At 59.6% G+C, this 21,163-nt stretch carries 23 protein-coding genes; 10 read left to right on the top strand and 13 right to left on the bottom strand.

What is annotated here, in order from left to right:
* Positions 1-28: 28 nt before the first annotated feature.
* Positions 29-1,315: an MFS transporter gene (locus ACWR1S_RS03990; RefSeq protein ID WP_454562502.1), complete on the bottom strand. Its 1,287-nt coding sequence runs from the start codon at positions 1,313-1,315 to the stop codon at positions 29-31.
* A gap of 159 nt (positions 1,316-1,474) precedes the next feature.
* On the opposite strand from ACWR1S_RS03990, the gene ACWR1S_RS03995 reads away from it, so the two are divergent.
* Complete coding sequence (locus ACWR1S_RS03995; protein WP_454562503.1) at positions 1,475-2,389, top strand: LysR family transcriptional regulator; 915 nt, start codon at positions 1,475-1,477, stop codon at positions 2,387-2,389.
* 110 nt (positions 2,390-2,499) lie between these two features.
* Here ACWR1S_RS03995 and ACWR1S_RS04000 read toward each other — a convergent pair whose 3' ends face one another.
* The 3 genes from ACWR1S_RS04000 to ACWR1S_RS04010 are packed head-to-tail and all read right to left on the bottom strand — an operon-like array spanning position 2,500 to position 4,344.
* Positions 2,500-3,042 carry a DUF2937 family protein gene (locus tag ACWR1S_RS04000; RefSeq protein ID WP_034153178.1) on the bottom strand — a complete coding sequence of 181 codons (543 nt, stop codon included), beginning with the start codon at positions 3,040-3,042 and terminating at the stop codon, positions 2,500-2,502.
* A gap of 12 nt (positions 3,043-3,054) precedes the next feature.
* A complete protein-coding gene (locus tag ACWR1S_RS04005; RefSeq protein WP_008085906.1) occupies positions 3,055-3,831 on the bottom strand; it encodes a class II glutamine amidotransferase in 777 nt (258 codons plus the stop codon).
* Positions 3,832-3,846: 15 nt separating this feature from the next.
* Complete coding sequence (locus ACWR1S_RS04010) at positions 3,847-4,344, bottom strand: hypothetical protein (RefSeq protein ID WP_034153176.1); 498 nt, start codon at positions 4,342-4,344, stop codon at positions 3,847-3,849.
* A gap of 225 nt (positions 4,345-4,569) precedes the next feature.
* On the opposite strand from ACWR1S_RS04010, the gene ACWR1S_RS04015 reads away from it, so the two are divergent.
* Positions 4,570-6,624 (top strand): S9 family peptidase, encoded by a 2,055-nt coding sequence (locus ACWR1S_RS04015; RefSeq protein ID WP_454562504.1) that lies wholly within the window; start codon positions 4,570-4,572, stop codon positions 6,622-6,624.
* Between the two features lie 201 nt (positions 6,625-6,825).
* Positions 6,826-7,299: a cyclic nucleotide-binding domain-containing protein gene (locus tag ACWR1S_RS04020; RefSeq protein WP_077571551.1), complete on the top strand. Its 474-nt coding sequence runs from the start codon at positions 6,826-6,828 to the stop codon at positions 7,297-7,299.
* On the opposite strand, the gene ACWR1S_RS04025 is transcribed toward ACWR1S_RS04020, so the two are convergent.
* Positions 7,296-7,580: a hypothetical protein gene (locus ACWR1S_RS04025; protein WP_454562505.1), complete on the bottom strand. Its 285-nt coding sequence runs from the start codon at positions 7,578-7,580 to the stop codon at positions 7,296-7,298. The two genes, ACWR1S_RS04020 and ACWR1S_RS04025, sit on opposite strands and share 4 nt — an antisense overlap.
* An 80-nt stretch (positions 7,581-7,660) precedes the next feature.
* Between ACWR1S_RS04025 and ACWR1S_RS04030 the strand changes: the two genes are divergently transcribed.
* The 4 genes from ACWR1S_RS04030 (at position 7,661) to ACWR1S_RS04045 (ending at position 9,881) form a co-directional block, all read left to right on the top strand.
* A complete protein-coding gene (locus tag ACWR1S_RS04030) occupies positions 7,661-8,347 on the top strand; it encodes a spermidine synthase (protein WP_454562506.1) in 687 nt (228 codons plus the stop codon).
* Between the two features lie 48 nt (positions 8,348-8,395).
* Complete coding sequence (locus tag ACWR1S_RS04035; RefSeq protein WP_007911336.1) at positions 8,396-8,767, top strand: YajD family HNH nuclease; 372 nt, start codon at positions 8,396-8,398, stop codon at positions 8,765-8,767.
* A 184-nt stretch (positions 8,768-8,951) separates the two neighbouring features.
* Positions 8,952-9,422 (top strand): RNA methyltransferase, encoded by a 471-nt coding sequence (locus ACWR1S_RS04040; protein ID WP_007911337.1) that lies wholly within the window; start codon positions 8,952-8,954, stop codon positions 9,420-9,422.
* Positions 9,423-9,503: 81 nt separating this feature from the next.
* Positions 9,504-9,881, top strand: coding sequence for a YgaP family membrane protein (locus tag ACWR1S_RS04045; protein ID WP_095049253.1), 378 nt, complete (start codon positions 9,504-9,506; stop codon positions 9,879-9,881).
* A gap of 102 nt (positions 9,882-9,983) precedes the next feature.
* Here ACWR1S_RS04045 and ACWR1S_RS04050 read toward each other — a convergent pair whose 3' ends face one another.
* A complete protein-coding gene (locus tag ACWR1S_RS04050) occupies positions 9,984-11,213 on the bottom strand; it encodes a hypothetical protein (protein ID WP_454562507.1) in 1,230 nt (409 codons plus the stop codon).
* Between the two features lie 35 nt (positions 11,214-11,248).
* Positions 11,249-11,698, bottom strand: coding sequence for a YcgN family cysteine cluster protein (locus ACWR1S_RS04055; RefSeq protein ID WP_141127945.1), 450 nt, complete (start codon positions 11,696-11,698; stop codon positions 11,249-11,251).
* Between the two features lie 165 nt (positions 11,699-11,863).
* On the opposite strand from ACWR1S_RS04055, the gene ACWR1S_RS04060 reads away from it, so the two are divergent.
* Positions 11,864-12,457: a nitroreductase family protein gene (locus tag ACWR1S_RS04060; RefSeq protein ID WP_454562508.1), complete on the top strand. Its 594-nt coding sequence runs from the start codon at positions 11,864-11,866 to the stop codon at positions 12,455-12,457.
* Positions 12,458-12,585: 128 nt separating this feature from the next.
* On the opposite strand, the gene ACWR1S_RS04065 is transcribed toward ACWR1S_RS04060, so the two are convergent.
* The 4 genes from ACWR1S_RS04065 to ACWR1S_RS04080 form a co-directional block, all read right to left on the bottom strand.
* A complete protein-coding gene (locus tag ACWR1S_RS04065; protein ID WP_454562509.1) occupies positions 12,586-13,518 on the bottom strand; it encodes a D-2-hydroxyacid dehydrogenase in 933 nt (310 codons plus the stop codon).
* 105 nt (positions 13,519-13,623) lie between these two features.
* Positions 13,624-13,917 (bottom strand): YcgL domain-containing protein, encoded by a 294-nt coding sequence (locus ACWR1S_RS04070; RefSeq protein WP_194933713.1) that lies wholly within the window; start codon positions 13,915-13,917, stop codon positions 13,624-13,626.
* Positions 13,914-15,047, bottom strand: a complete 1,134-nt coding sequence (gene rnd / locus ACWR1S_RS04075) for a ribonuclease D (protein ID WP_077571546.1) — start codon at positions 15,045-15,047, stop codon at positions 13,914-13,916. Before rnd ends, ACWR1S_RS04070 begins: the two co-directional genes overlap by 4 nt.
* A 228-nt stretch (positions 15,048-15,275) precedes the next feature.
* On the bottom strand, positions 15,276-16,925 hold the full coding sequence (locus ACWR1S_RS04080; protein WP_454562510.1) for a phosphoethanolamine transferase: 1,650 nt from the start codon (positions 16,923-16,925) through the stop codon (positions 15,276-15,278).
* A 416-nt stretch (positions 16,926-17,341) separates the two neighbouring features.
* Here ACWR1S_RS04080 and ACWR1S_RS04085 point away from each other — a divergent pair, with 416 nt between their 5' ends.
* Both ACWR1S_RS04085 and ACWR1S_RS04090 read left to right on the top strand, forming a co-directional pair.
* Positions 17,342-18,535 (top strand): cyanate transporter, encoded by a 1,194-nt coding sequence (locus tag ACWR1S_RS04085; protein WP_454562511.1) that lies wholly within the window; start codon positions 17,342-17,344, stop codon positions 18,533-18,535.
* Between the two features lie 176 nt (positions 18,536-18,711).
* The gene (locus tag ACWR1S_RS04090) at positions 18,712-19,647 is read left to right on the top strand and encodes a LysR substrate-binding domain-containing protein (protein ID WP_454562512.1); all 936 of its coding nucleotides are present in this window, start codon (positions 18,712-18,714) and stop codon (positions 19,645-19,647) included.
* Positions 19,648-19,650: 3 nt separating this feature from the next.
* Here ACWR1S_RS04090 and ACWR1S_RS04095 read toward each other — a convergent pair whose 3' ends face one another.
* Both ACWR1S_RS04095 and ACWR1S_RS04100 read right to left on the bottom strand, forming a co-directional pair.
* Complete coding sequence (locus tag ACWR1S_RS04095; RefSeq protein ID WP_454562513.1) at positions 19,651-20,016, bottom strand: 5-carboxymethyl-2-hydroxymuconate Delta-isomerase; 366 nt, start codon at positions 20,014-20,016, stop codon at positions 19,651-19,653.
* Positions 20,017-20,181: 165 nt separating this feature from the next.
* The gene (locus tag ACWR1S_RS04100) at positions 20,182-21,102 is read right to left on the bottom strand and encodes a LysR substrate-binding domain-containing protein (protein ID WP_454562514.1); all 921 of its coding nucleotides are present in this window, start codon (positions 21,100-21,102) and stop codon (positions 20,182-20,184) included.
* Positions 21,103-21,163 lie beyond the last annotated feature (61 nt).

The following is a 21,163-nucleotide window of genomic DNA, read 5'->3' on the forward strand; positions in this document are numbered from 1 at the left end:
GTTGGGCATTGCCCTCGCAGGTTATCAGTTACTGCGCATCGAGTTGTTTGCCACGGGTTTCCGGCAGGCTCAACGCCGCGATAATGACTACGCCGTAGGACACCGCCGCAAACGCGCCAATGCCTACGCTCAACGGTACTTTCTGGCTGAGCAAACCGATCAACAGCGGAAACAATGCCGCCAGTGCACGGCCGATGTTGTAGCAAAAGCCCTGCCCCGAACCGCGAATTCGTGTGGGAAACAATTCAGTCAGAAACGCGCCCATGCCGCTGAAAATCCCCGAGGCGAAGAAACCCAACGGAAAGCCCAGCCACAACATCACGCCGTTGCTGACCGGCAACTGCGTATAGAGCAGAACGATGGTGAACGAGCCGACCGCGAACAGGATGAAGTTCTTTTTCCGTCCCAGCAGGTCGGTCAGATAGGCGCTGATCACATAACCGACGTAAGACCCGACAATCACCATCGCCAGATACCCGCCTGTGCCGAGTACGCTCAAGCCTCGCTCGTTTTTCAGGAAGGTCGGCAACCAGGAGGTAATTGCGTAGTAACCACCCAGAGCCCCGGTAGTCAGCAGCGAAGCGCGGAACGTGGTGAAGAGCATGCCGGGGGCGAAGATCTCGTAGAACTTCGATTGATTCTCCGGCGTTTGTTGGGCCTTGGCCTCGCGATAAATCTCCGGATCCTTGACCAGACGGCGGACGAAAATCACGAAAATGGCTGGCACGATGCCGAGGATGAACAGCGCGCGCCAGGCGTCTTCCGGTGGCAGCACCGAGAACAGCAGCGCATACAGAATCGCCGTCAGCCCCCAGCCCAGCGCCCAACCGGATTGCACCATGCCCACCGCTTTACCGCGGTCCTTGGCGCGGATCACCTCGCCGATCAGCACCGCGCCAGCAGTCCATTCACCGCCGAAACCGAAGCCCATCAAGGTGCGGGCGATCAACAGTTGTTCGTAGTTTTGCGCGAAGCCGCAGAGGAAGGTGAAGAAGGCGAACCACAGCACGGTCAGTTGCAGGGTGCGCACACGACCGATGCGGTCAGAGAGAATCCCGGCGACCCAACCGCCAATCGCTGAAGCAATCAGCGTGCTGGTATGAATCAGCCCCGCTTCGCCGGTGGTGATGCCCCACATCGCAATCAGTGTCGGTACGACGAAGCTGAGCATCTGCGTGTCCATACCGTCCAGACCGTAGCCGATCTTGCAGCTCCAGAACGTGCGACGCTCTTGCTGATTGATGTTGCGATACCAGTCGAACGGCCCCGGACGCGCCGGTGCCGTGGATGTTTCTAGGGTGTCGGGAGCACGCATGGCTTATCTCCGCAGGTTTTTTATTGGTCTTGTTCGTAGCCCCGACGACGCCTATCGTGGGGACCGGATGCGTCGATTTTTCGTCGCGCGGCCCTGCTGCGTCCAACGAATAAAAACCCGCCTTAGCCATAAGAAAAATTTGTCACCCGAGCCTTGCCCATGAACCTGAAGTTTCTCGAGACCTTTGTCTGGGTCGCCCGCCTGAAGAGTTTTCGCCTGACCGCCGACAAGCTGTTCACCACCCAGGCGTCGATTTCCAGCCGCATCGCGGTGTTGGAAGGTGAACTGGGGGTGAAGCTGTTTTTGCGCGATTCACGCGGTGTCAGCCTGACGCCTGAAGGTCTGAAAGTGCTGGAGTATGCCGAGCAGATGCTCGACACGATGTCTGCACTCAAGCAATCGATCGAAACCCGCTCAAGCAAGGTCGGCCGTGTACGTATCGGCGTGATGGACACGGTGATTCACACCTGGCTCAGCCCGTTGGTGGCGCAGATGACTGACCTGTATCCACGGGTGGAAATAGAATTGGTGGCGGATACCTCGCTGAACCTCTGCGATCAACTGCAAAAAGGCTTCCTCGACATCGTTCTGCAAACCGATCTGATCCGCCATGAAAGCGTGCGCAGTCTGGAGCTGGCCAGCCATCCGCTGGGCTGGATTGTCGCCAGTAATTCGATCTACAACCGCGACTATGCCGACCTCACCGAACTGGCGCAGGAGCGCATCATCACCTACTCGAAAAACTCCCGGCCGCATCAGGACCTTTTGGCGTTGATGCAGGCGAACGGCGTGATCGCACCACGCTTGAATTGCGTGAATTCAGTGTCGGCGATTACCCGGTTATTGCGCGATGGTTTTGGTATTGGTGTGCTGCCGCCGGTGCTGGTGGCGGAGGAATTGGCGCGGGGGGAATTGACGTTATTGGCCATTGATCAACGGCCGCCGGATTTGCAGGTGGTGGTGTCGTGGCGGGTGGGGGTTGAGTGGGTCGAGGAGATTGTGACGTTGTGTCAGCAGGTGCTGACCGGATATGCGCATAAGGTCGGTGAAAACTACATCACCCTGACCCAGTGATCGTTCCTACGCTCCGCGTGGGAATGCCTCAATGGACGCTCCGCGTCCGGTCTGGGACGCGGAGCGTCCCGGGCTACATTCCCACGCGGAGCGTGGGAATGATCATCCTGTTACAACCCGCGCACGTCGCGGTCTTCGATCGGCCGGCTCTGGCGCAAACGTCGGCCACCGAGCACGACCCAGTCGATCAGTCGGAACAGGCATTCAATGCCGAACGACAGCAGCAACGCGCCGCTCATGCCCCAAATCATCGCTTCCGGGGTCAGCAAAATCTGGTAGCTGTAACCGTTCCAGGTTTCCTTGCGAATGTCCGGATCCGCCGCCAGCACCACTTGCAGGAAGCGGATGTACCACGGGCCTTGCATCGCCTGGAACTGCTTGTCCAACGCCACCTGACGCGTGAGCAAGGTGTTCAGACTGTCGGCATCGCTGCGGAATATCGGGTCTTCACTAGCGCGATAATGCGCGACCAGCGCCTGCATATCGCCCTTGAAGAACTGCTCGGCAGTCCCTTGAAAACCGCGCAGACCGGTCTGCGCCTCGATCAGATGCGCCTCGACGCGTTTCGCGTAATCATTGATGAAACCCGGCACCTGGACACCGATCAACAGGCCCGCCGCAAACAACACCAGCCGTACATAACTGAGCAACATCGGGGTAGATCCTTATTCGGTCTTGCCCTGGCTAACGCATTCGCCGCGTCGCCACAGGCTCCATTGGCCCGGTTCGTAGCGGGTCCAGGTTTCATTTTCGGTCAAAGGTTCGGTGGCGATCACCGTGACCACATCGTTGGGCGTGGTTTCCGCCTGGAAATCGACGATCACGTCGACATCCTTCAACCGCGCCGGGCCGAACGGGGCGCGTCGGGTGATCTGTGCGAGTTTGGTCGAGCAATAGCAGAACAGCCAGTCGCCATCGCTGAGCAGGCAGTTGAACACGCCTTTGCTGCGGTATTCGGCGCACGCGGCGACCAGATCCGGCAGCAGCGCTTCTATATCGACCGGCTCCGGAAAAGCTGCACGCACGCGGTTGAGCAAATCGCAGAACGCCGCCTCGCTGTCGGTATCGCCGACCGGGCGGTAGAAGCTTTTGATCGGGGTGAAATCGGCGAGCTGGCCGTTATGCGCGAAACACCAGTTGCGCCCCCACAGCTCGCGGACGAACGGATGGGTGTTGGACAGGCAGACCTTGCCGACGTTGGCCTGGCGGATGTGGCCGATGACCACTTCGCTCTTGATCGGATAGCGCTGCACCAGATTGGCGACTTCCGACTCGCAACTCGCCGCAGGGTCCTGAAACAGGCGCAAGCCACGGCCTTCATAGAAGGCAATGCCCCAGCCATCGCGGTGCGGGCCGGTGCGGCCGCCGCGCTGCATCAGGCCGGTGAAGCTGAACACGATATCGGTCGGCACGTTGGCACTCATGCCCAGTAATTCACACATGTGCGGACTCTCGGGTTACAGGCGCGGCTCGACCCGCATGCGCTGCGGATTATTCGGCAGAGGTGGACGGCCATAACGGTCATCGCCGGCACCGCCGAACGGTTGATCATCGTCACGGTCATCGGCGCGAGCCGCGGCTTTGGCGGCTTCTGCCTGTTCACGGCGCGCACGCGAAGCACGTTCGATCGGGAAGCGGATCAGCACAAAGATCAGGTAGATGCCGAACGCGATCATGCTGTACATGAACAGATCGGAGATCGCCCGCCAGGCGTTGTTGCCGACCTTGAAGGCCAGGTCCAGCGCAGTGATGGCGATGGACGGCGCAACCTTGGCTTTCACCGGATCAATGATGGTCGGGCTGAACAGCAACACCGCCATCAACACACGCAGCGGTTCGCGCAACCAGCGCCACATCCAGGTGGTCAGGCGCATCCATACCAACAGGCAGCCCACAGCGGCAAAGGCGTAGAGGCCCCAGGCGATCAGATAGTCGTTCTCGGTCATGGTGTCCATGGCAAGGCAGGCAAAGAGGCGCTTATAGTAACGACTTTTCGCCCGTGCGGCTTGTCCCAATAGACATGCGACCTGTAGGAGTGAGCCTGCTCGCGATGACGGACAGCCTGACAACATTGATGTTGAATGTGCCGGCCTTATCGCGAGCAGGCTCACTCCTACAGGGTCTGCGGCGGTTTCAAGCGCTGCGAAAACCCCTATTCCTACATTGTCCGAGAGCCTTCCATGCCCCAATCCGCCAACGTCATCAGTGCCCCGATCGCCCACAAGGCTGCCGGTGCCGACCCGTATGCCTGGTTGCAGGAGCGCGACACCGACGCGGTGCTCGATTACCTCAAGGCCGAAAACGCCTACCAGGAAGCGCAAACCGCCGATCAGGCTGAACTTCGTGAAACCCTTTTCGAAGAGATCAAGGGCCGGATTCTGGAAACCGACCTGTCCCTGCCTTCGCCGTGGGGCCCGTACCTGTATTACACGCGTACTACCGCCGGTGACGAATACGCCCGGCATTACCGCTGCCCGCGTCCGGCAGACGACAGCCTGAGCCTCGACGAAAGCCGCGAACAATTGCTGCTCGACCCGAATGTGCTGGCCAATGGCGGGTTCTTCTCGCTGGGCGCGTTCAGCATCAGCCCCGATCACCAGCGTCTGGCCTACAGCGTCGACGCCTCGGGCGATGAGATTTACACGCTGTTCGTCAAGGAACTGGCCAACGATAAAGTCAGCGAACTGGAATTCGAAGACTGCGACGGCAGCATGACCTGGGCCAACGACAGCCTGACGCTGTTTTTCGGCGTACTCGACGATACCCATCGCCCGCACAAACTGTTCCGTTATCGCCTCGATGGCACGGCTGCCGAAGAGGTGTTCCATGAGGCGGACGGGCGTTTCTTCCTGCACTGCTACCGTTCCAGTTCCGAGCAGCAATTGCTGCTGTCGCTGGGCAGCAAAACCACCAGCGAAGTCTGGGCGCTCGACGCCAATCAGCCGCACCTGCCGTTCACCTGCCTGGCCCCGCGAGTCGAAGATCATGAATACGATGTCGATCACGGCCTGCTCGATGGTGTGTGGACGTGGTTTATCCGCACCAACCGTGACGGCATCAACTACGCCCTGTATCAGGCCCCGGACACCGGCACCGCGCCGACCGAAGCCGACTGGCAGAACCTGATCCCCCACAGCGACGCAGTGATGCTCGACGGTGTCAGCCTCAACACCGAGGCCATGACCCTGAGCCTGCGCGAGGGTGGCCTGCCGATCATCGAAGTTCACCCACACGGTCTGGCGCCGTATCGCGTGCAATTGCCGGACGCGGCCTACAGCCTGTATGTGCAAAACAGCCTGGAGTTTGAAAGCGACCGCATTCGTCTGCGCTACGAGGCGTTGAACCGTCCGGCACAGGTGCGCCAGTTGATCTTGGCGAGCGGCGAACAAACCGTTTTGAAAGAAACCCCGGTGCTCGGCCCGTTCGACGCCGACGCTTACGTCAGCCAGCGCCTGTGGGCGACCGCGCCGGACGGTACGCAGGTGCCGATCAGTCTGGTGATGAAGCGCGAAATGGTCGGCAAAGCGGTGCCGCTGTATCTCTACGGTTACGGCGCTTACGGTTCGAGCCTTGATCCGTGGTTCTCTCACGCGCGCCTGAGCCTTCTGGATCGCGGTATGGCCTTCGCCATCGCCCATGTACGCGGCGGCGGTGAACTGGGCGAGGCGTGGTATCGCGCCGGCAAACAGGAACACAAGCACAACACTTTCAGCGATTTCATTGCCTGCGCCGAATTCCTGATCCTCAACGGCATTACCACCGCAGACAAACTGGCAATCAGCGGTGGCAGCGCCGGTGGTTTGTTGATCGGTGCTGTGCTCAACCAGCGTCCGGACCTGTTCGCCGTGGCGATTGCCGAAGTGCCGTTCGTTGACGTGCTCAACACCATGCTCGACCCGGAGCTGCCGCTGACCGTCACTGAATATGACGAGTGGGGCAATCCTGAAGAGCCGGAGGTTTATGAGCGGATCAAGGCTTACGCGCCGTACGAAAACGTCAGCGCACAGAATTATCCTGCGACGCTGGTGATTGCCGGCTACAACGACAGCCGCGTGCAGTACTGGGAAGCGGCCAAGTGGGTGGCGAAACTGCGCGCAACCAAGACCGACAACAACGTGCTGCTGCTCAAGACTGAACTGGGCGCCGGGCATGGCGGGATGAGCGGGCGTTATCAGGGATTACGTGACGTAGCGCTCGAATACGCATTTGTTTTCAAGGTTTTGGGCCTGGCCTGAGGAACTCCGTCGGTCACTTGGGTCTTAATTGCAGACCCAAGAGGCCGATACCCCACAGATTCCCTGTAGGAGCTGCCGAAGGCTGCGATCTTTTGAGTTTGATTTTCTCAAAGGCAAGATCAACAGATCGCAGCCTTCGGCAGCTCCTACATGGGGACCGTGTGAAGCCTGAAACAGTGAAAACAAAAAGACCGTGACGACATGTCAGAACCGACCTTACTGAACAACGAAATCCGCGACTGGCTGATGGACTGCGGCCTGTTCGATCAATTGCAGCTGGCCGACTTTGCGGCCGCTTCCGGCTACTTCAGCATCAGCACCGTGGCTGAGGGCGAGGCGATCTTCCGCGAGGGCGATGCTGGCAGTTTCATGTGCATCCTTCATACCGGCCAGGTGGCCGTGCAGAAAACCGGGCCCGATGGCCAAGTGATCACCATGGCCACCCTGCGCAGCGGTCGGGCGTTCGGCGAAATGGCCGTGCTCGACGGTGAACGCCGTTCGGCCACCTGCGTCGCCGCGACGAACTGCCAGCTATTGAACCTCGGCAAGGATTCGCTGGAAAAAATGCTCAACGACGCGCCGAAGATCGCCGCGAAGATCATCCGCGCCCTCGCCGTCTCCCTGTCGAAACGCCTGCGCATGGCCGACGGTCAACTGGCGGCGCAACAGGTTTAACCGCCGGGAGATTTTGCCTTGGTGCCGCTCGGCTCAATGCCCGGCACCGGTTGATCCTTGCTCGGCGGGCTGGGCATTTCGATCGGCACCAGCGGCGGGCTGCCACTGCCGGCACCCGACTTGGGAATGTTGATCGGGGTGATCTGCGGATACGGCGTCGGTGTCGCGGTGCCGGGCGCGCCGGGTTGCGGCGCCGGGCTGAGCGGAATGGTCTGTTGCGCCTGCACTGCAGTAATCGAGAGCGCGGCCAGGGCAATGACCGTTAGAATGGTGCGCTTCATCAAGGGCTCCGTTTGGCCTCTAGTCTGTGCTCAGGCTACTCTCAACGGGCCTGCTTGCCTTCCCCCTTGTAGAGATTTCCATGAAACGTTTCGTTCTGCTCGACACCACCCCGATCCCTGAAAGCGGCGGTGCCCTGTGCCTGTTCGAGTATGGCGAAGATTTCGTCATCAAGATCCAGGGCGGCGACGGCGGGCAATTGATGAACACGCGCATGCACGGTTCCGAAGATGCTCTGGCGGAAATTCCGTGCCGCAAGGTCGCTGGCCGGCCGGGTTCGCGGGTGCTGATCGGCGGTCTGGGCATGGGCTTTACCCTCGCCTCGGCGCTCAAGCATCTGGGCAAAACCGCTGAAGTGGTGGTCGCAGAACTGGTGCCGGGCGTGATCGAGTGGAACCGTGGCCCGCTCGGCGAGAAGTCCGGTCGACCGCTGCTCGATCCACGCACCGTCATCCGTCAGGAAGACGTGGCCAAGGTGCTGCAGAGCGAACCAAACGGTTTCGACGCGATCATGCTCGACGTCGACAACGGTCCCGAAGGCCTGACCCAGAAGGCCAACAGTTGGCTGTACTCCGCCGCAGGTCTGAATGCCTGCGCCAAGGCCCTGCGCCCGAAAGGCGTGCTCGCTGTGTGGTCGGCCAGCGCTGATCGGCTGTTTTCCGACAAATTGAAGAAGGCCGGATTCAAGGCCGAAGAGGTCCAGGTCTTCGCCCACGGCAACAAGGGCACGCGCCACACGATCTGGATTGCCGAGAAGCTCAAGGGCTGAGCTAAACTCTGCGCATAACCGTCATTAGTCTTTTACAAAGGTGAACCCATGAGTTCGTCCACCCCAACCAACACGTCGAAGCTGGATCGCATCCTCGCCGACAACCAGCGCGACAAGGAAATGGGCTACCGCGACAAAGCCCTGAAGATGTACCCGCACGTCTGTGGCCGCTGCACCCGTGAGTTTTCCGGCAAGCGCCTGAGCGAACTGACCGTGCACCACCGCGACCACAACCACGACAACAACCCGCAGGACGGCTCGAACTGGGAATTGTTGTGCCTGTATTGTCACGACAACGAACACTCGCGCTATACCGACCAGCAGTATTTCAGCGAAGGCTCGCTGAGCACGCCGAAGATCGCCAAGGCGACGCACAACCCGTTTGCCGCACTGGCCGGGTTGATGAAAAAAGAAGACTAAGCCAGCCATGATCGTTCCCACGCTCCGCGTGGGAATGCCTCTTCGGACGCTCTGCGTTCGGCGGTTTAAGGGGACGCGGAGCGTCCCGGGCTGCATTCCCACGCAGAGCGTGGGAACGAGCAGTCTGACCACAACCGCCCAATCCCCGTATAATCGCGCTCTTTTTCCCAAAGGCACCCCGCTCGTGGCAGACAAACGGTACAGCTGCATTGGTTTGTATAACCCCAAATCACCGGAGAACGTCGGTTCGGTGATGCGCGCCGCAGGCTGCTATGGCGTGGCGTCGGTGTTCTACACCGGCAAGCGTTATGAACGCGCCGCCGACTTCGTCACCGACACCAAACGCGTGCACTACGACATCCCGCTGATCGGTATCGACGATCTGAAAAAGATCCTTCCGCTCAACTGCGTGCCCGTCGCCGTGGAACTGGTCGAAGGCGCCCGCCCGCTGCCGGAATACACTCATCCGGATCGTGCCCTGTACATCTTCGGCCCCGAAGACGGCTCGTTGGATAAAGAGATCCGCGACTGGTGCGAAGACGTCGTGTACATCCCGACAACCGGCTGCATGAACCTCGCCGCCACGGTCAACGTCGTGCTCTATGACCGCATGGCCAAGGGCTTGAACACTCGCTCCGGGCCAAAATTCCGCTAAAGCGTCGCACATCCGATGGAACGAGCTGACCGCTCTGGCAGTCAGCTTGTTTATCGATTACTCATTGCCTGGAGAAAGATCATGACCGAGCTCAAACGTGTCGAACGCATCGAATCCACCCCGTTCCAGAGCCGTTCCGAGCAGAACGTCGAAGGCTGGGAGCGCATCGGCTCGCTCGCCGGTGGCGTGATCATGGTCGGCAAAGGCCTGCGCCGTGGCGGTGTGTTCGGGTTGATTCAGGTGGCGATCGGCGGCGTGGCTATGGCGCGCGGGATTACCGGGCACAGCTCGGTGAAGAGTCTGTTTGAAAAGAGTCGTCAGGACATGAACAACGTGCGGGCCAAGATCGAACGGGCCGGGGAAGAGTTGAGCAAGCTGAAAGCCAATGCCGAAGCGGCGACCAGCACTGCCACCGTGACCGGCAATGATTCGGTTAAATCGCCGAAAGCCGGGGTTTGATCCGAGATTTGCGTTGGGGTTGAGGGCCCCATCGCGAGCAGGCTCACTCCTACATTTGGAATGCGTTCCCTTGTAGGAGTGAGCCTGCTCGCGATAGCGGTGTCACTGAAGCAATACGGTATCAAGGACTTTGGAGGACTCACCGAGCACGCTCTCGGCCAGTTGCACAAATTCCTTGGTGCTCACCGTGCCCAGATGCATCGCCCCGCGCAACACGTCATCCAGCGAGCGCTTGTTGCGCGTCTTCAAGCGAATCTCGCGATCGAGTTCCTGCAACACAATCACTGCTTTCGCTACCTGCGCCGGGCTGATCTGTTCGCCGCGTAACGTCGTGACTTTCTGGCTGTCCTTGGCCAGTTTCACCTGCAAACTCTGATAACGCTCATCGCTCATGCCACCCGCACGGCGCACCAGTTCAATGGCGTAATACTCGGCAAAACCTTCGCTGATCCAGTCACTGCGCTGCTCGTCATTGATCCGCCCGAACACCTGCGCCAGCTCACGCACCAGCGCGCTGCTACCGCTTTCGCTGACCAGCGGCAACCGTGTGTTCACGTAGATGGATTCATGCGCGCCAAGGCTGCCGCGCCACATCGGATCGTTCGCGCCGACAATCAACAGTTTGGCCGGATGGCGTGGATAAACCGCCTGCACCTGCGGCCAGACGAACGTCAGCAAGGTCAGCACGTCCATGCGCCGCATGCCCTGCCCTTGCGGCGAGGCCACGGTGACTTCGGTTTCGCCCAAACGTGTGCGGCGGCTGCCGAGATGACCGGCGAGCATCCAGCCGGTCGGACGGTCGAACAGGCGCGCGGGATTGTCGATGCGGAATTTGTTTTTGCCGATGCGCGGCCACGCGGTTTCGACGCTTTTCCAGCCTTCAGGCAATTCGAATTGCAGACGCGCGACCAGTTCGGTGCCGTCCTGTTGATCGAGTTTGGCTGGCGGTACCAGTTCGTCGCCACGCATCAAGGCCCAGCTCGGGGTCATGCGCGTGTCGAAGCTGCCGTTCTTGCGGCCGTGGCTGATGCGTACGCGGTAAGTCAGGCTGGCCTTGTCACTGGTCGGGCGCCAGATGCCACGGGCATTTTTGCCCGGGTTCAGCAGCCATTGGCCGTCAGCCTTGAAGTCGCTGTAATGGCTGCCGTCGCCGAGGTCGAAATCAAGACTGCGCACCGCTTCGCCCTTGGCCAGGGTCAGGCGCACCTCGGCCTGATCACTTTGCGGCAACAGGCGCACGTGATAATCCAGATCGACTTTCTTCGCGGCCCAGACCGGCGCACTCAACGCCAGCAGCGCAACCATCAACGCCCGCTGCAATCCGACAGCCATACACACTCCTTGGTAAAGCTTAAGTCCGCAGGTGTTTAACCTGCGCGGAAAATCAGGTGATCTTCCCAGTCATCTTCCGGCACGCTGCCTTCAGCGAGCATGCGCCCGGATTGGGAGATCCGTTCGTGGTGCACCGCGTCGCGATCGCCACACACCAGGTGGTGCCACAACGGCAAATCCTTGCCCTCGCTGACCAGTCGATAACCGCAGGTCGGCGGCAGCCATTTGAATTCTTCAGCCTGGCCCGGGGTGAGCTGGATGCAGTCCGGGACAAACTTGATGCGATTCGGGTAATCACTGCACTGGCAGGTTTTCAGGTCCAGCAGTTTGCAGGCGATGCGCGTGTAATAAACGCTGTTGTCCTCTTCGTCCTCGAGTTTTTGCAGGCAGCACAGACCACAGCCGTCGCACAGCGATTCCCATTCCTGGTGATCCAGTTGATCGAGGGTTTTGCGTATCCAGAACGGTTCGACTTCGGCGGCCATGGCTCAAGCATCAACATCAGGTGGTGAAAAGGCCGCCAGTCTAGTGCCCAAGGCCCGGCGGGCCAAGCGCTGGCGACTGTCGGTAAATCGCGCTTGTCAGCCTGATCACCGCCACGTAGGGTTTTGCCTCGAATTCATGACTCAAACGTAGCAAGGAATCTCTCGATGAGTGCCACCCCTCGCGTTGCCGATTACGCCATTCACCCACAATTCACCGACCGCTGGTCGCCGCGCGCCTTCACCGGCGAAGCGATCCCGGAAGAAACCCTGCTGAGCTTTTTCGAAGCGGCCCGCTGGGCGCCGTCGGCGTACAACTCGCAGCCGTGGCGTTTCCTCTATGCGCGTCGCGATACGCCGAACTGGGAGCGTTATCTGGGTCTGCTGAACGAGTTCAACCGTAGCTGGGCGCAGCATGCGTCGGCGCTGGTGATCGTGATTTCGAAAACCACCTTCACTGCACCCGGAGCGACGGAAGAAACTCCAGCGTTGTGGCACACCTTCGACACGGGTTCAGCTTGGGGTCACCTGGCGTTGCAAGCGAGCCTCAGCGGCTGGCACACCCACGGCATGGCCGGTTTCGATCAGGAACTGACGCGCAAGGAACTGAATATTCCTGAAGGTTACGCACTGCACGCGGCGGTGGCGGTCGGCAAACTGGGTGACAAGGCAAGCTTGGCTGACTACCTGCAAGCACGCGAAGAGCCGAGCCCGCGTCGCCCGCTGAACGAACTGGCGGCGGAAGGCGACTTCACCCTCTAAGCCACACCGAAATGATCGTTCCCCCGCTCTGCGTGGGAATGCCTCAAGGGACGCTCCGCGTTCCAATGGGACGCGGAGCGTCCCCGGCTGCATTCCCACGCGGAGCGTGGGAATGATCTGCGTAGGAATCAGTAACCGCGGTTGAAATCCACTTCCCCGCGCAATGCCTCGCTCGCCTGATACGCCTTCAGGTTCTCGACAAACAGCTGCACCATCAACGCCGGAGACGTCGGTGCCGAACTGTGCCCGGTCAGCAGCAAACCCCACGCCGTCCAGAACGGATGGCGCTGCGGCAGTGGCTCCTGACGGCAAACGTCGATCACCGCCCCCGCCAGGTGCCCTTCCTTCAACGCCTCCACCAAATCCGCGTCAACCACCGCGACACCGCGCCCGGCGTTGATAAACAACCCAGTCGGCTTGAATTGCTTGAACAGCGCCGCGTCGTAAATATCGTGGGTGTGCTCGGTGTTCGGCAGCAGGTTGACCACGTAATCCACCTCGCCCACCAGACGTGGCAGGTCGGCCATCGAACCGACCTCGACAAACGGCGCCTGCTCGCGAGCCGTACTGGCGATGCCGTACAACTCAATGCCGAATGGCAGCAGAAACTGCGCCACGCTCTGACCGATGTCGCCGGTACCGACGATCAGCACTTTGCGCCCAACCAGGCTCTGGCCGCTGCGGTTGTCCCACTTGCGTTCGACCTGGCTGACCAGTCGCGCCAGCACTTCGCGCTCGTGACCGAGGATGTACGTCAGCACGTATTCAGCCATCACCTGACCGAAAATCCCCACCGCGCGGGTCAAACGGTAATCGCGGCGCAAACCGTCCGCGAGCAGTGGCGTAATGCCGGCCCAGGTCGATTGCAGCCATTGGGGCTGGTGGCCCTGGCGCAACAGGGTCGCGAGCAGGTCCGGCTGGCCCAGCCATACCGGGCAATCGGCGGCCTGACGCGCCAGTTCGGCGGAGTCGCCGCTGGTCAGTACTTCAAGCTCGGGCGCTGCCTGACGCAGCAGCCGGGCGTATATCGCGTGGTCGTGTTCAGCAATCAGAACGCGCATCTTCAAACCTTTCGCAAACCGTGCAGACGGCCGCCGGATTTCGGCAGGCCATCGCGGTAAAAACAGTTCCAGGGTTAACCGAGGCCCAGAACAGGGCCTCGCAGATCAGACCGGGTCGTTGCGTCGCAGCAACTCTTCGGGCAAGTGCTCAATGTACTCGTCTTCGGCCGGCGGCATTTGCAGGTGATAGCCCTGCTTGTCGAGATTCTCCAGCACCACAACGATGTCTTCGCTGGCCAGTTTGCGCTCGGGCGACAGCACCAGATCAAACGAATGCTTCGCTTTGCCGAAGGCCAGCATCAGCGCTTCCGGTACACGCTCGAGCGCATCACTTTTGAGCACATAAAGGTACATGCCGCTGCGCTTGGAGCTTTGGTAGATGGAACAAATACGTTTCAAGGCTGTTCTCCGGCGGTGGCCAGGCTGTCGAGCAGCTTCTGACCCATGAGTTCGCGGCGCCAGCCACGCAACGACTCAGGCAATTGGTAAGGACCCTCGGGATAGCCGCTTTTGACCAGGGCTTCGAGGGTTTTCTTGCGCAGCATCAGTTCCGGGGCGATCCCCAGACGCTCGGCCTCAGCCTGGCCCAGTGCGCGCAGTTGTTTGATCAACGCAGCAGCTTCGATCGGCAATGGCTCCGCCACGGCAGGCGGCCATTGATCAGGCCCCACACTGCCAGAGCGCTTGATCAGATCAAGCAAAAACTGACCGTCCTGACGCACGGTACGCGGGTGCATGTCTTCGATCTTGCCCAGCGCCGCGAGGTTGTCCGGTTGCGTGCGAGCCAACGGCCACAGCGAATGCTCGCGGACGATGCGGTTGCGCGGCAGATCGCGGGCGCGGGCCTCTTTTTCACGCCAAGCGCACAACTCACGCAATACCGCCAGTTGCGCCCGCGAGAGTTTCCACGCCAGTTTGGCCTCGCGATAGACCTCGTAAGGGTCGGTTTCGCGGCGCAGGTTGGCGACCAGTTCAGCACCGTCCTCCAGCACCCAGGCAAATTTGTCGTCAGACAGTTTCGGCCGCAGTTGTACGAAAACTTCCGCCAGATGCACCGCATCTTCGGCGGCGTAGCTGATTTGCGTGTCGGACAACGGGCGCTGCAACCAGTCGGAACGGGTTTCGCCCTTCGGCAGCTCGATGCCGAGCACTTCCTGCACCAGCCGCGAATAGCCCATCGAGAAACCGAGGTTCAGGTAAGCGGCGGCCAGTTGCGTGTCGAACATCGGTGCCGGCAGGCTGCCGGTCAGGCGCAACAGGACTTCGAGGTCTTCGCTGCAGGCGTGCAGGACTTTCAGCACCGCCGGGTTTTCCAGCAACGCAGCCAGCGGTTGCCAGGCGTTGATGGTCAGCGGATCGATCAGGTAGGCGCGTTTGCCGTCGCCGACCTGCAACAGACCGGCAATCGGGTAGAAGGTGTCGACCCGCATGAATTCGGTGTCGAGGGCAACGAACGGCAGCTGCTGCCACTCGGCGCAAAACTGCGCGAGGCTTTCGTTGTCGCGAATCCAGTGAATATCGATGGCCACACGGCTCTCCCTTGAAGAATGGCGCGCAGTATATATCGCCACTGGCGATTTACGCGCCTGCGAAGGGCAAGAGCTGTAACGAAATGTCCTGCCCAATGGCAAGAATAGTCTGACAGAGGAAGCCGAAAGGCCTGTTATGTGTAAGAGCCGCCGAAGGCTGCGATCTCTTGATCTTCAAAAATAGATCAAGAGATCCCAGCCCTCGGCAGCTCCTATAAGGAACGGGGTTCAGTCCTTGGCCAGAACGCCGTCGATCACCGCACCACGGCACCCGGCAAACATGTCCAGACCCGGCTGATAGACCGTGCTCTTGACCTCCAGCAGACCCAGCATCGAGTGGAACAGGTTGTCCTGGCTCAGCGGTTTGTCGCGGCTCATCTGCAGGCAATGGGTGTTGACCGAATAAGCCTTCTGATAGTTATCGGAGAACCACGCCAGCATCGCGACATGCTTTTGTTGCTCAGGCGCCAACATGTAAGGCGTACCGTGCAGGAACAGGTTGTATTCACCCAGCGACTCACCATGGTCCGACAGATACAACATGGCGGTATCGACTTTGTCCTGATTGCTGCGCAATACATCGATCAGGCTCGACAACACATGGTCGGTATACACCAGTGTGTTGTCGTAACCGTTGACGATACTTTCGCGGCTGCAATTGTTCAGCGCGTTACTTTCACACACCGGGGTGAAGTGCTCGTATTCCTTCGGATAACGTTTGAAGTATTCCGGGCCGTGGCTGCCCATCTGGTGCAGGACTAAAACAGTGTCCTTGTCCAAGTGGTCGATAAAACCTTGCAGGCCTTGCAGAAGGATTTCATCGCGACACTCACTGCTGGCGCACAGCACTGGGTCTTTCAGGTTACTGACATCTTGCACGGTGACCCGGTCGCAGGTGCCTTTGCAGCCGGACTGGTTGTCGCGCCAGATCACATCGATACCGGCGCGCTTGAGTACGTCGAGCAGACCTTCCTCATTCTTGGCCCTGCTGGCGTCGTAATCCTTGCGGCCCATGTTGGAGAACATGCACGGCACCGATACGGCCGTTTCAGTCCCGCAGGAATGCACATCCGTGAAGGCGATCAGCCCGGCCTCCTTATCGAGTTGCGGCGTGGTATCGCGGTTATAACCAAGGATGCCGAAGTTCTCCGCACGGGCGCTCTCTCCCACCACCAGTACGGTCAGGGATTTGCGCGGCTGGCGTTTCAGATCGGGATTGCGCTGAGCGTCTTCGCCGATCTTGACGAACGGTTGCTGCGCCGAGACCACTTGCTCGCGCAGGTAACCGGCTGAAGCACCGATGTAGTTGCTGGGCACCAGCATCAGGCGAATTTCGTGGTGATTGCGAAACAGTGAAGACAGGCCCTGATAATTGGCCAGTGCCACACCACCAATCACCGCTGCCGAGGCAACACCGACAATAACTTTGCTGAACAACTCACGGTGCCAGCGACGATAATTAACCGGCAACTTCCACAACAACCAGGATGGCAAGACACCGAGTAACAGGATATAAGCAACCAACTTCAAGGAGAGCAGATCACGCACTTCCGTTGCATTGGTTTCGGCAAAGTTGCGAAACATGCCGGCATCGATCATGACGCCATACTGACTCATGAAGTAAGCCACGCCGGCGCTGACCAGAAATATCAGCGTCAACAGCGGTTTGAGCAGCGGGCGAAAGGCCAGGAAGGTCAGCACAATGTTGAATGCCGCGAGGATCATTACCCCGAACGCCACGCGCATGGCGATGCCCTTGCCATCAGCCGCAGTGATCTCGAAGAGATGCTGCCAGAGGACAAAATTGAAACCGATCAAAAGAAAGGCGCTGGCGATCAACGTCACCCATTCCGGGCGCACGGCTTTTAACTTCAACATAAAAAGGGGCAATTCCTGAAAAGAAGAGCCTCGGCCAATGACAAAAAAGCCAATTGTGAAATTTTCATTAACTAAGGCATGACAAACTTTAAGCAGGCAACCATCAATTTTTTGTGAAAAAGACGCCAACGATTAGTTGGCGTTGGGTCATACGTTGAAACTCGCGAAGTATTTGAGAATGGTTCAGGTTTGATTCAGAAAAAACAGCACGGCTGTTTATTGTGGGAGCGAGCCTGCTCGCGAAGAGGTCGGCACATCCAATATTTTCGGTGGCAGACAATCCGCTTTCGCGAGCAGGCTCGCACACACAGGGGATGGCGGGGTTATCGATTTTTTAAATACTGCTGTGGGTTTTCTGGTTTGCCCGGAGCAGACAGCTGCGCGCCTAATCACCTGCCCTGTCCAAAGGTCTGATGATGGAAAATGTCCGCGCCACCGCCCGTCCCGCTGTCTGGCTGATGCTCGCCATTATCCTCGTTGCCCTCAATCTGCGTCCGTCGATGGCCGCCGTCGGCCCCTTGTTGTCGGCCATTCGCGGCGATATCCCGCTGAGCTTCACGGTCGCGTCACTGCTGACGATGTTGCCGGTGATGGCGATGGGCTTGGCGATGTTTTTCGGTCTCGGCATCAGTCAGCGGCTGGGCGAACGACGCACGGTGCTGTTGTCGCTGCTGGTGATTGCCCTGGCAACGTTGTCGCGGCTGTTTATCGACACAGCCGTTCAGTTGATCTTCAGCGCCGTGCTGGCGGGCATCGGTATTGCGCTGATTCAAGCGTTGATGCCGGCGCTGATCAAATCGCGCTTCGCCGACAACGTCGCGCTGTGCATGGGCTTGTACGTCACGTCGATCATGGGCGGCGCAGCCATTGCGGCCTCGTTTGCACCACTGGTGATGGTGCAAACCGGAAGCTGGCGCAGCGGTTTGGCCATCTGGGCGATCCTGGCATTACTGGCGTTTCTGTTCTGGTGGTCGCAACGCGGCCAGCTGACCTCCACGGCGCCGGCGGCAGCGAGGAAAGATTCATTCTTCACCCATTCCCGCGCCTGGTTACTGGCCATCTTCTTTGGTCTGGGAACCGCGTCCTACACCTGCGTGCTGGCCTGGCTCGCGCCGTACTACGTGGAAAAAGGCTGGAGCGAACAAAACGCCGGGCTGCTGTTAGGTTTTCTGACGGCCATGGAGGTGATTTCCGGCCTGGTGGTTCCCGCTATCGCCAATCGCAGCCGGGATCGCCGCGTGATTCTGATGGCGCTACTGATGCTGATCATCGCCGGATTTTGCGGCCTGATCCTCAGCCCACAACAGTTCAGCCTGCTGTGGCCCTGCCTGCTGGGCTTGGGCATTGGCGGTTTGTTTCCGATGAGCCTGATCGTCTCTCTCGACCACCTCGACAACCCGCAACGCGCCGGTGGACTGACCGCCTTCGTGCAGGGCATCGGTTACTTGATCGCTGGCCTTTCGCCGCTGCTGGCCGGATTGATCCGCGACAGGCTCGGGAGTTTCGAATGGGCCTGGTGGTCGCTGACCGCTGTGATGGGAGTGATGCTGTTGATGGTGTGGCGCTTCGATCCCAGGCATTACGCCCGACACTTTCCGCGGTCAAGCTAAAGGCTTCTGGCCATCTTTCAGTGGTTTGATTCGTGACGTCGTATTACTAAAACTTTCTGTCCCACAACTGACCGTGAAACGTCCTACAGGGCTTTGTCCTGGCACCATCGTTCCGTTAGGATCGTTCGCACACGTTTGCGCGGATTCAGCGCAAGGAGCACAGCGAGACAGAACGGATGCTGAACAGCAACTTGCTACGAAAGCTCGACATGCAGGATCTCATGGTGTTTATCGCTGTTTATGAGCAGAGCAGCGTCACCGATGTGTCAGAAACCCTGTTCGTCAGCCAATCCACCGTCAGTTACTGTTTGAAAAAACTGCGCACCAGTTTCGAAGACGAACTGTTCATCAATACCCGTACCGGCATGCGCCCGACCTACAAGGCCTGCACGATGTATGGCCATGTGCAGAAGATCCTCGAAAGCATCAACCTGTGCCACGCCGGTGCCCCCACGTTCGACCCGACCCGGCAAGCCGTCACTTTCAACATCTGCGCCCCGGAATATTTCGAGCAACTGATTCTGCCGCGTCTGTTGAAACGTTTCGATTTCGACGATTTGCCGGTGATGGTCAACATGCACAAGTTCGAGACCGACGTCCCGGCGGATGAACTGCGCGACGGCAGCCTCGATCTGGTGATCAGTTTCGGCCCCAACTTCCATCGCCATCACGCTGACCTGAAATCGCGGATGCTGCTGGAAGATGATCTGGTCTGCGTCTTCGACAAACGCGCCACGCCACTGGAGCCGCGCCTGAGCCTGCAGGCCTTTACCGAACGCAGGCATGTGTTCCCGACACCGTGGACGTCGACCACCAACATGGTCGATGGCTGGCTGGCACGGCAAGCGCAGAAGCGCCAGATCGTCGCGCGCTCGAACAGCTACAGCGCGGCATTGAAAATGATCACCGGGACCGACTTCATCCTCACCCTGCCCCGCCGCATCCAGCGTTTGCTGACCAACGAAGCGGTGTTCAATCACTGTGAGGCGCCGAACGGCTTGCCCGGCTTCACCCTCGACATGCAATGGAGCCAGAGCGTTGATCAGGACAGCGCCAACCTGTGGTTGCGCGAGCAGGTGGTCAAGGTGTGCAGTGAACTCGAAGCGGCCTGATGCCTACGCGCCGATGGCAGTTTTGCTGTAGGACTCGCGATCCATATCGACCAGTTCGACACACAACTGCACTTCGACGCCGACCGGCCATTCGCACAGCTCCTGCAACACCAGCAACAGACTTTCTGACAACTGCTTCTTGATCTGCGGCGAACGCCCGCTGAGCAGCGCCAGCTTCACATAGACGAAGGCGCGCTCGGCCATGGCGGTGCCAACCTTGAATGTTTCGACTTTAATCGCACGACTTTTGATATCGAACTCCGCCGCGAACTGACCGGAGCCCATCAGGGTGTTGTTGAGGCGGATCAACGCGACGTCGGCGTTCAACTGCGGCAGGTTGGCGGTGTATTCCATGTGCAGGTGTGGCATTGCAGATCCCCGGTGAGTTGGCAGAAAGCTCGTACATATAGCACATGCAGCTCATCACTAATCCCTGTAGGAGCTGTCGAGTGAAACGAGGCTGCGATCTTTTGATCGTGAGATTTGAAGATCAAAAGATCGCAGCGTGCCGCAGCTCCTACACGGTGTTGTGGCTCAGGATGGGGTCAGTGGCCGCTCACTCATGAATTGCTCCAGCCGCGAACGCAACCAGCGCTCGGCCGGATCACTGTCCACATGGCTGAGCCAGACCATCGACAGATCCAGCGTCGGCGTCTTGAACGGAAAGGGTTCCTTGAACAGCAGCCCCGAAGCAGCCATGGCCGCGGCGGTGTAATCCGGCAGGCTGGCAATCAGGTCGGTGCCGGCCAGCAGCGCCGGCAACGCACTGTATTGCGGCACCGACAGCACCACCTGCCGAGTGCGGCCAAGTTCCGCGAGCCATTCATCGGCAAAGCCACTGACGTTGGCCGTGTGTGAAACCAGTACGTGCGGACGCGCGCAATATTCATCCAGCGTCAGCGGTGTATCGCTGGCGTCGGCGCGCAGAATGCTCGGCTGGATATGCCGCAGCAGTTTACGTTTGGCATTGGCCGGCAAGCCACGGGTCTGGCTGATGCCGACCGTGATGTCGCCCGCCGCGAGCAGATCGGGGATGCGCCAGTAATCGACGTGCTGCACCACAAACACCACGTTCGGCGCTTCCTGACGCAACGCACGCAACAACGGTGGCAGCAAGCCGAATTCGACGTCATCGGACAGGCCGATGCGAAAAGTCATGGTGCTGACGGCCGGGTCGAAATCGCGGGTCAGGCTCAGCGCAACCGACAGTGAATCCAGTGCGGGTTTGAGATGGCGGAAAATATCTTCGGCGCGGGCGGTCGGCTCCATGCGGTGGCCGACGCGGATGAACAGCGGATCGTTGAGCATCGTGCGCAGGCGGTTGAGCGCCGAGCTGATGGTCGGCTGGCCGAGAAACAGTTTCTCGGCCGCGCGGGTCACGTTGCGTTCGAGCATCAAGGTCTCGAACACCACCATCAGGTTGATGTCGGCCTTGCGAAGTTCATTGCGGTTCATCCATTGCCCCCTGCCCCCGGAATACCGGCAGTGTAGAAAGGCCGGGGCCCCGGCGTCCATC

The organism is Pseudomonas sp. AIG, assembly GCF_977020205.1.

Coding starts and splice junctions, on each gene's coding strand:
- ACWR1S_RS03990 (WP_454562502.1), bottom strand. CDS start 1,315: ATGCGTGCTCCCGACACCCTAGAAACATCCACGGCACCGGCGCGTCCG.
- ACWR1S_RS03995 (WP_454562503.1), top strand. CDS start 1,475: ATGAACCTGAAGTTTCTCGAGACCTTTGTCTGGGTCGCCCGCCTGAAG.
- ACWR1S_RS04000 (WP_034153178.1), bottom strand. CDS start 3,042: ATGTTGCTCAGTTATGTACGGCTGGTGTTGTTTGCGGCGGGCCTGTTG.
- ACWR1S_RS04005 (WP_008085906.1), bottom strand. CDS start 3,831: ATGTGTGAATTACTGGGCATGAGTGCCAACGTGCCGACCGATATCGTG.
- ACWR1S_RS04010 (WP_034153176.1), bottom strand. CDS start 4,344: ATGGACACCATGACCGAGAACGACTATCTGATCGCCTGGGGCCTCTAC.
- ACWR1S_RS04015 (WP_454562504.1), top strand. CDS start 4,570: ATGCCCCAATCCGCCAACGTCATCAGTGCCCCGATCGCCCACAAGGCT.
- ACWR1S_RS04020 (WP_077571551.1), top strand. CDS start 6,826: ATGTCAGAACCGACCTTACTGAACAACGAAATCCGCGACTGGCTGATG.
- ACWR1S_RS04025 (WP_454562505.1), bottom strand. CDS start 7,580: ATGAAGCGCACCATTCTAACGGTCATTGCCCTGGCCGCGCTCTCGATT.
- ACWR1S_RS04030 (WP_454562506.1), top strand. CDS start 7,661: ATGAAACGTTTCGTTCTGCTCGACACCACCCCGATCCCTGAAAGCGGC.
- ACWR1S_RS04035 (WP_007911336.1), top strand. CDS start 8,396: ATGAGTTCGTCCACCCCAACCAACACGTCGAAGCTGGATCGCATCCTC.
- ACWR1S_RS04045 (WP_095049253.1), top strand. CDS start 9,504: ATGACCGAGCTCAAACGTGTCGAACGCATCGAATCCACCCCGTTCCAG.
- ACWR1S_RS04050 (WP_454562507.1), bottom strand. CDS start 11,213: ATGGCTGTCGGATTGCAGCGGGCGTTGATGGTTGCGCTGCTGGCGTTG.
- ACWR1S_RS04055 (WP_141127945.1), bottom strand. CDS start 11,698: ATGGCCGCCGAAGTCGAACCGTTCTGGATACGCAAAACCCTCGATCAA.
- ACWR1S_RS04060 (WP_454562508.1), top strand. CDS start 11,864: ATGAGTGCCACCCCTCGCGTTGCCGATTACGCCATTCACCCACAATTC.
- ACWR1S_RS04065 (WP_454562509.1), bottom strand. CDS start 13,518: ATGCGCGTTCTGATTGCTGAACACGACCACGCGATATACGCCCGGCTG.
- ACWR1S_RS04080 (WP_454562510.1), bottom strand. CDS start 16,925: ATGTTGAAGTTAAAAGCCGTGCGCCCGGAATGGGTGACGTTGATCGCC.
- ACWR1S_RS04085 (WP_454562511.1), top strand. CDS start 17,342: ATGGAAAATGTCCGCGCCACCGCCCGTCCCGCTGTCTGGCTGATGCTC.
- ACWR1S_RS04090 (WP_454562512.1), top strand. CDS start 18,712: ATGCTGAACAGCAACTTGCTACGAAAGCTCGACATGCAGGATCTCATG.
- ACWR1S_RS04095 (WP_454562513.1), bottom strand. CDS start 20,016: ATGCCACACCTGCACATGGAATACACCGCCAACCTGCCGCAGTTGAAC.
- ACWR1S_RS04100 (WP_454562514.1), bottom strand. CDS start 21,102: ATGAACCGCAATGAACTTCGCAAGGCCGACATCAACCTGATGGTGGTG.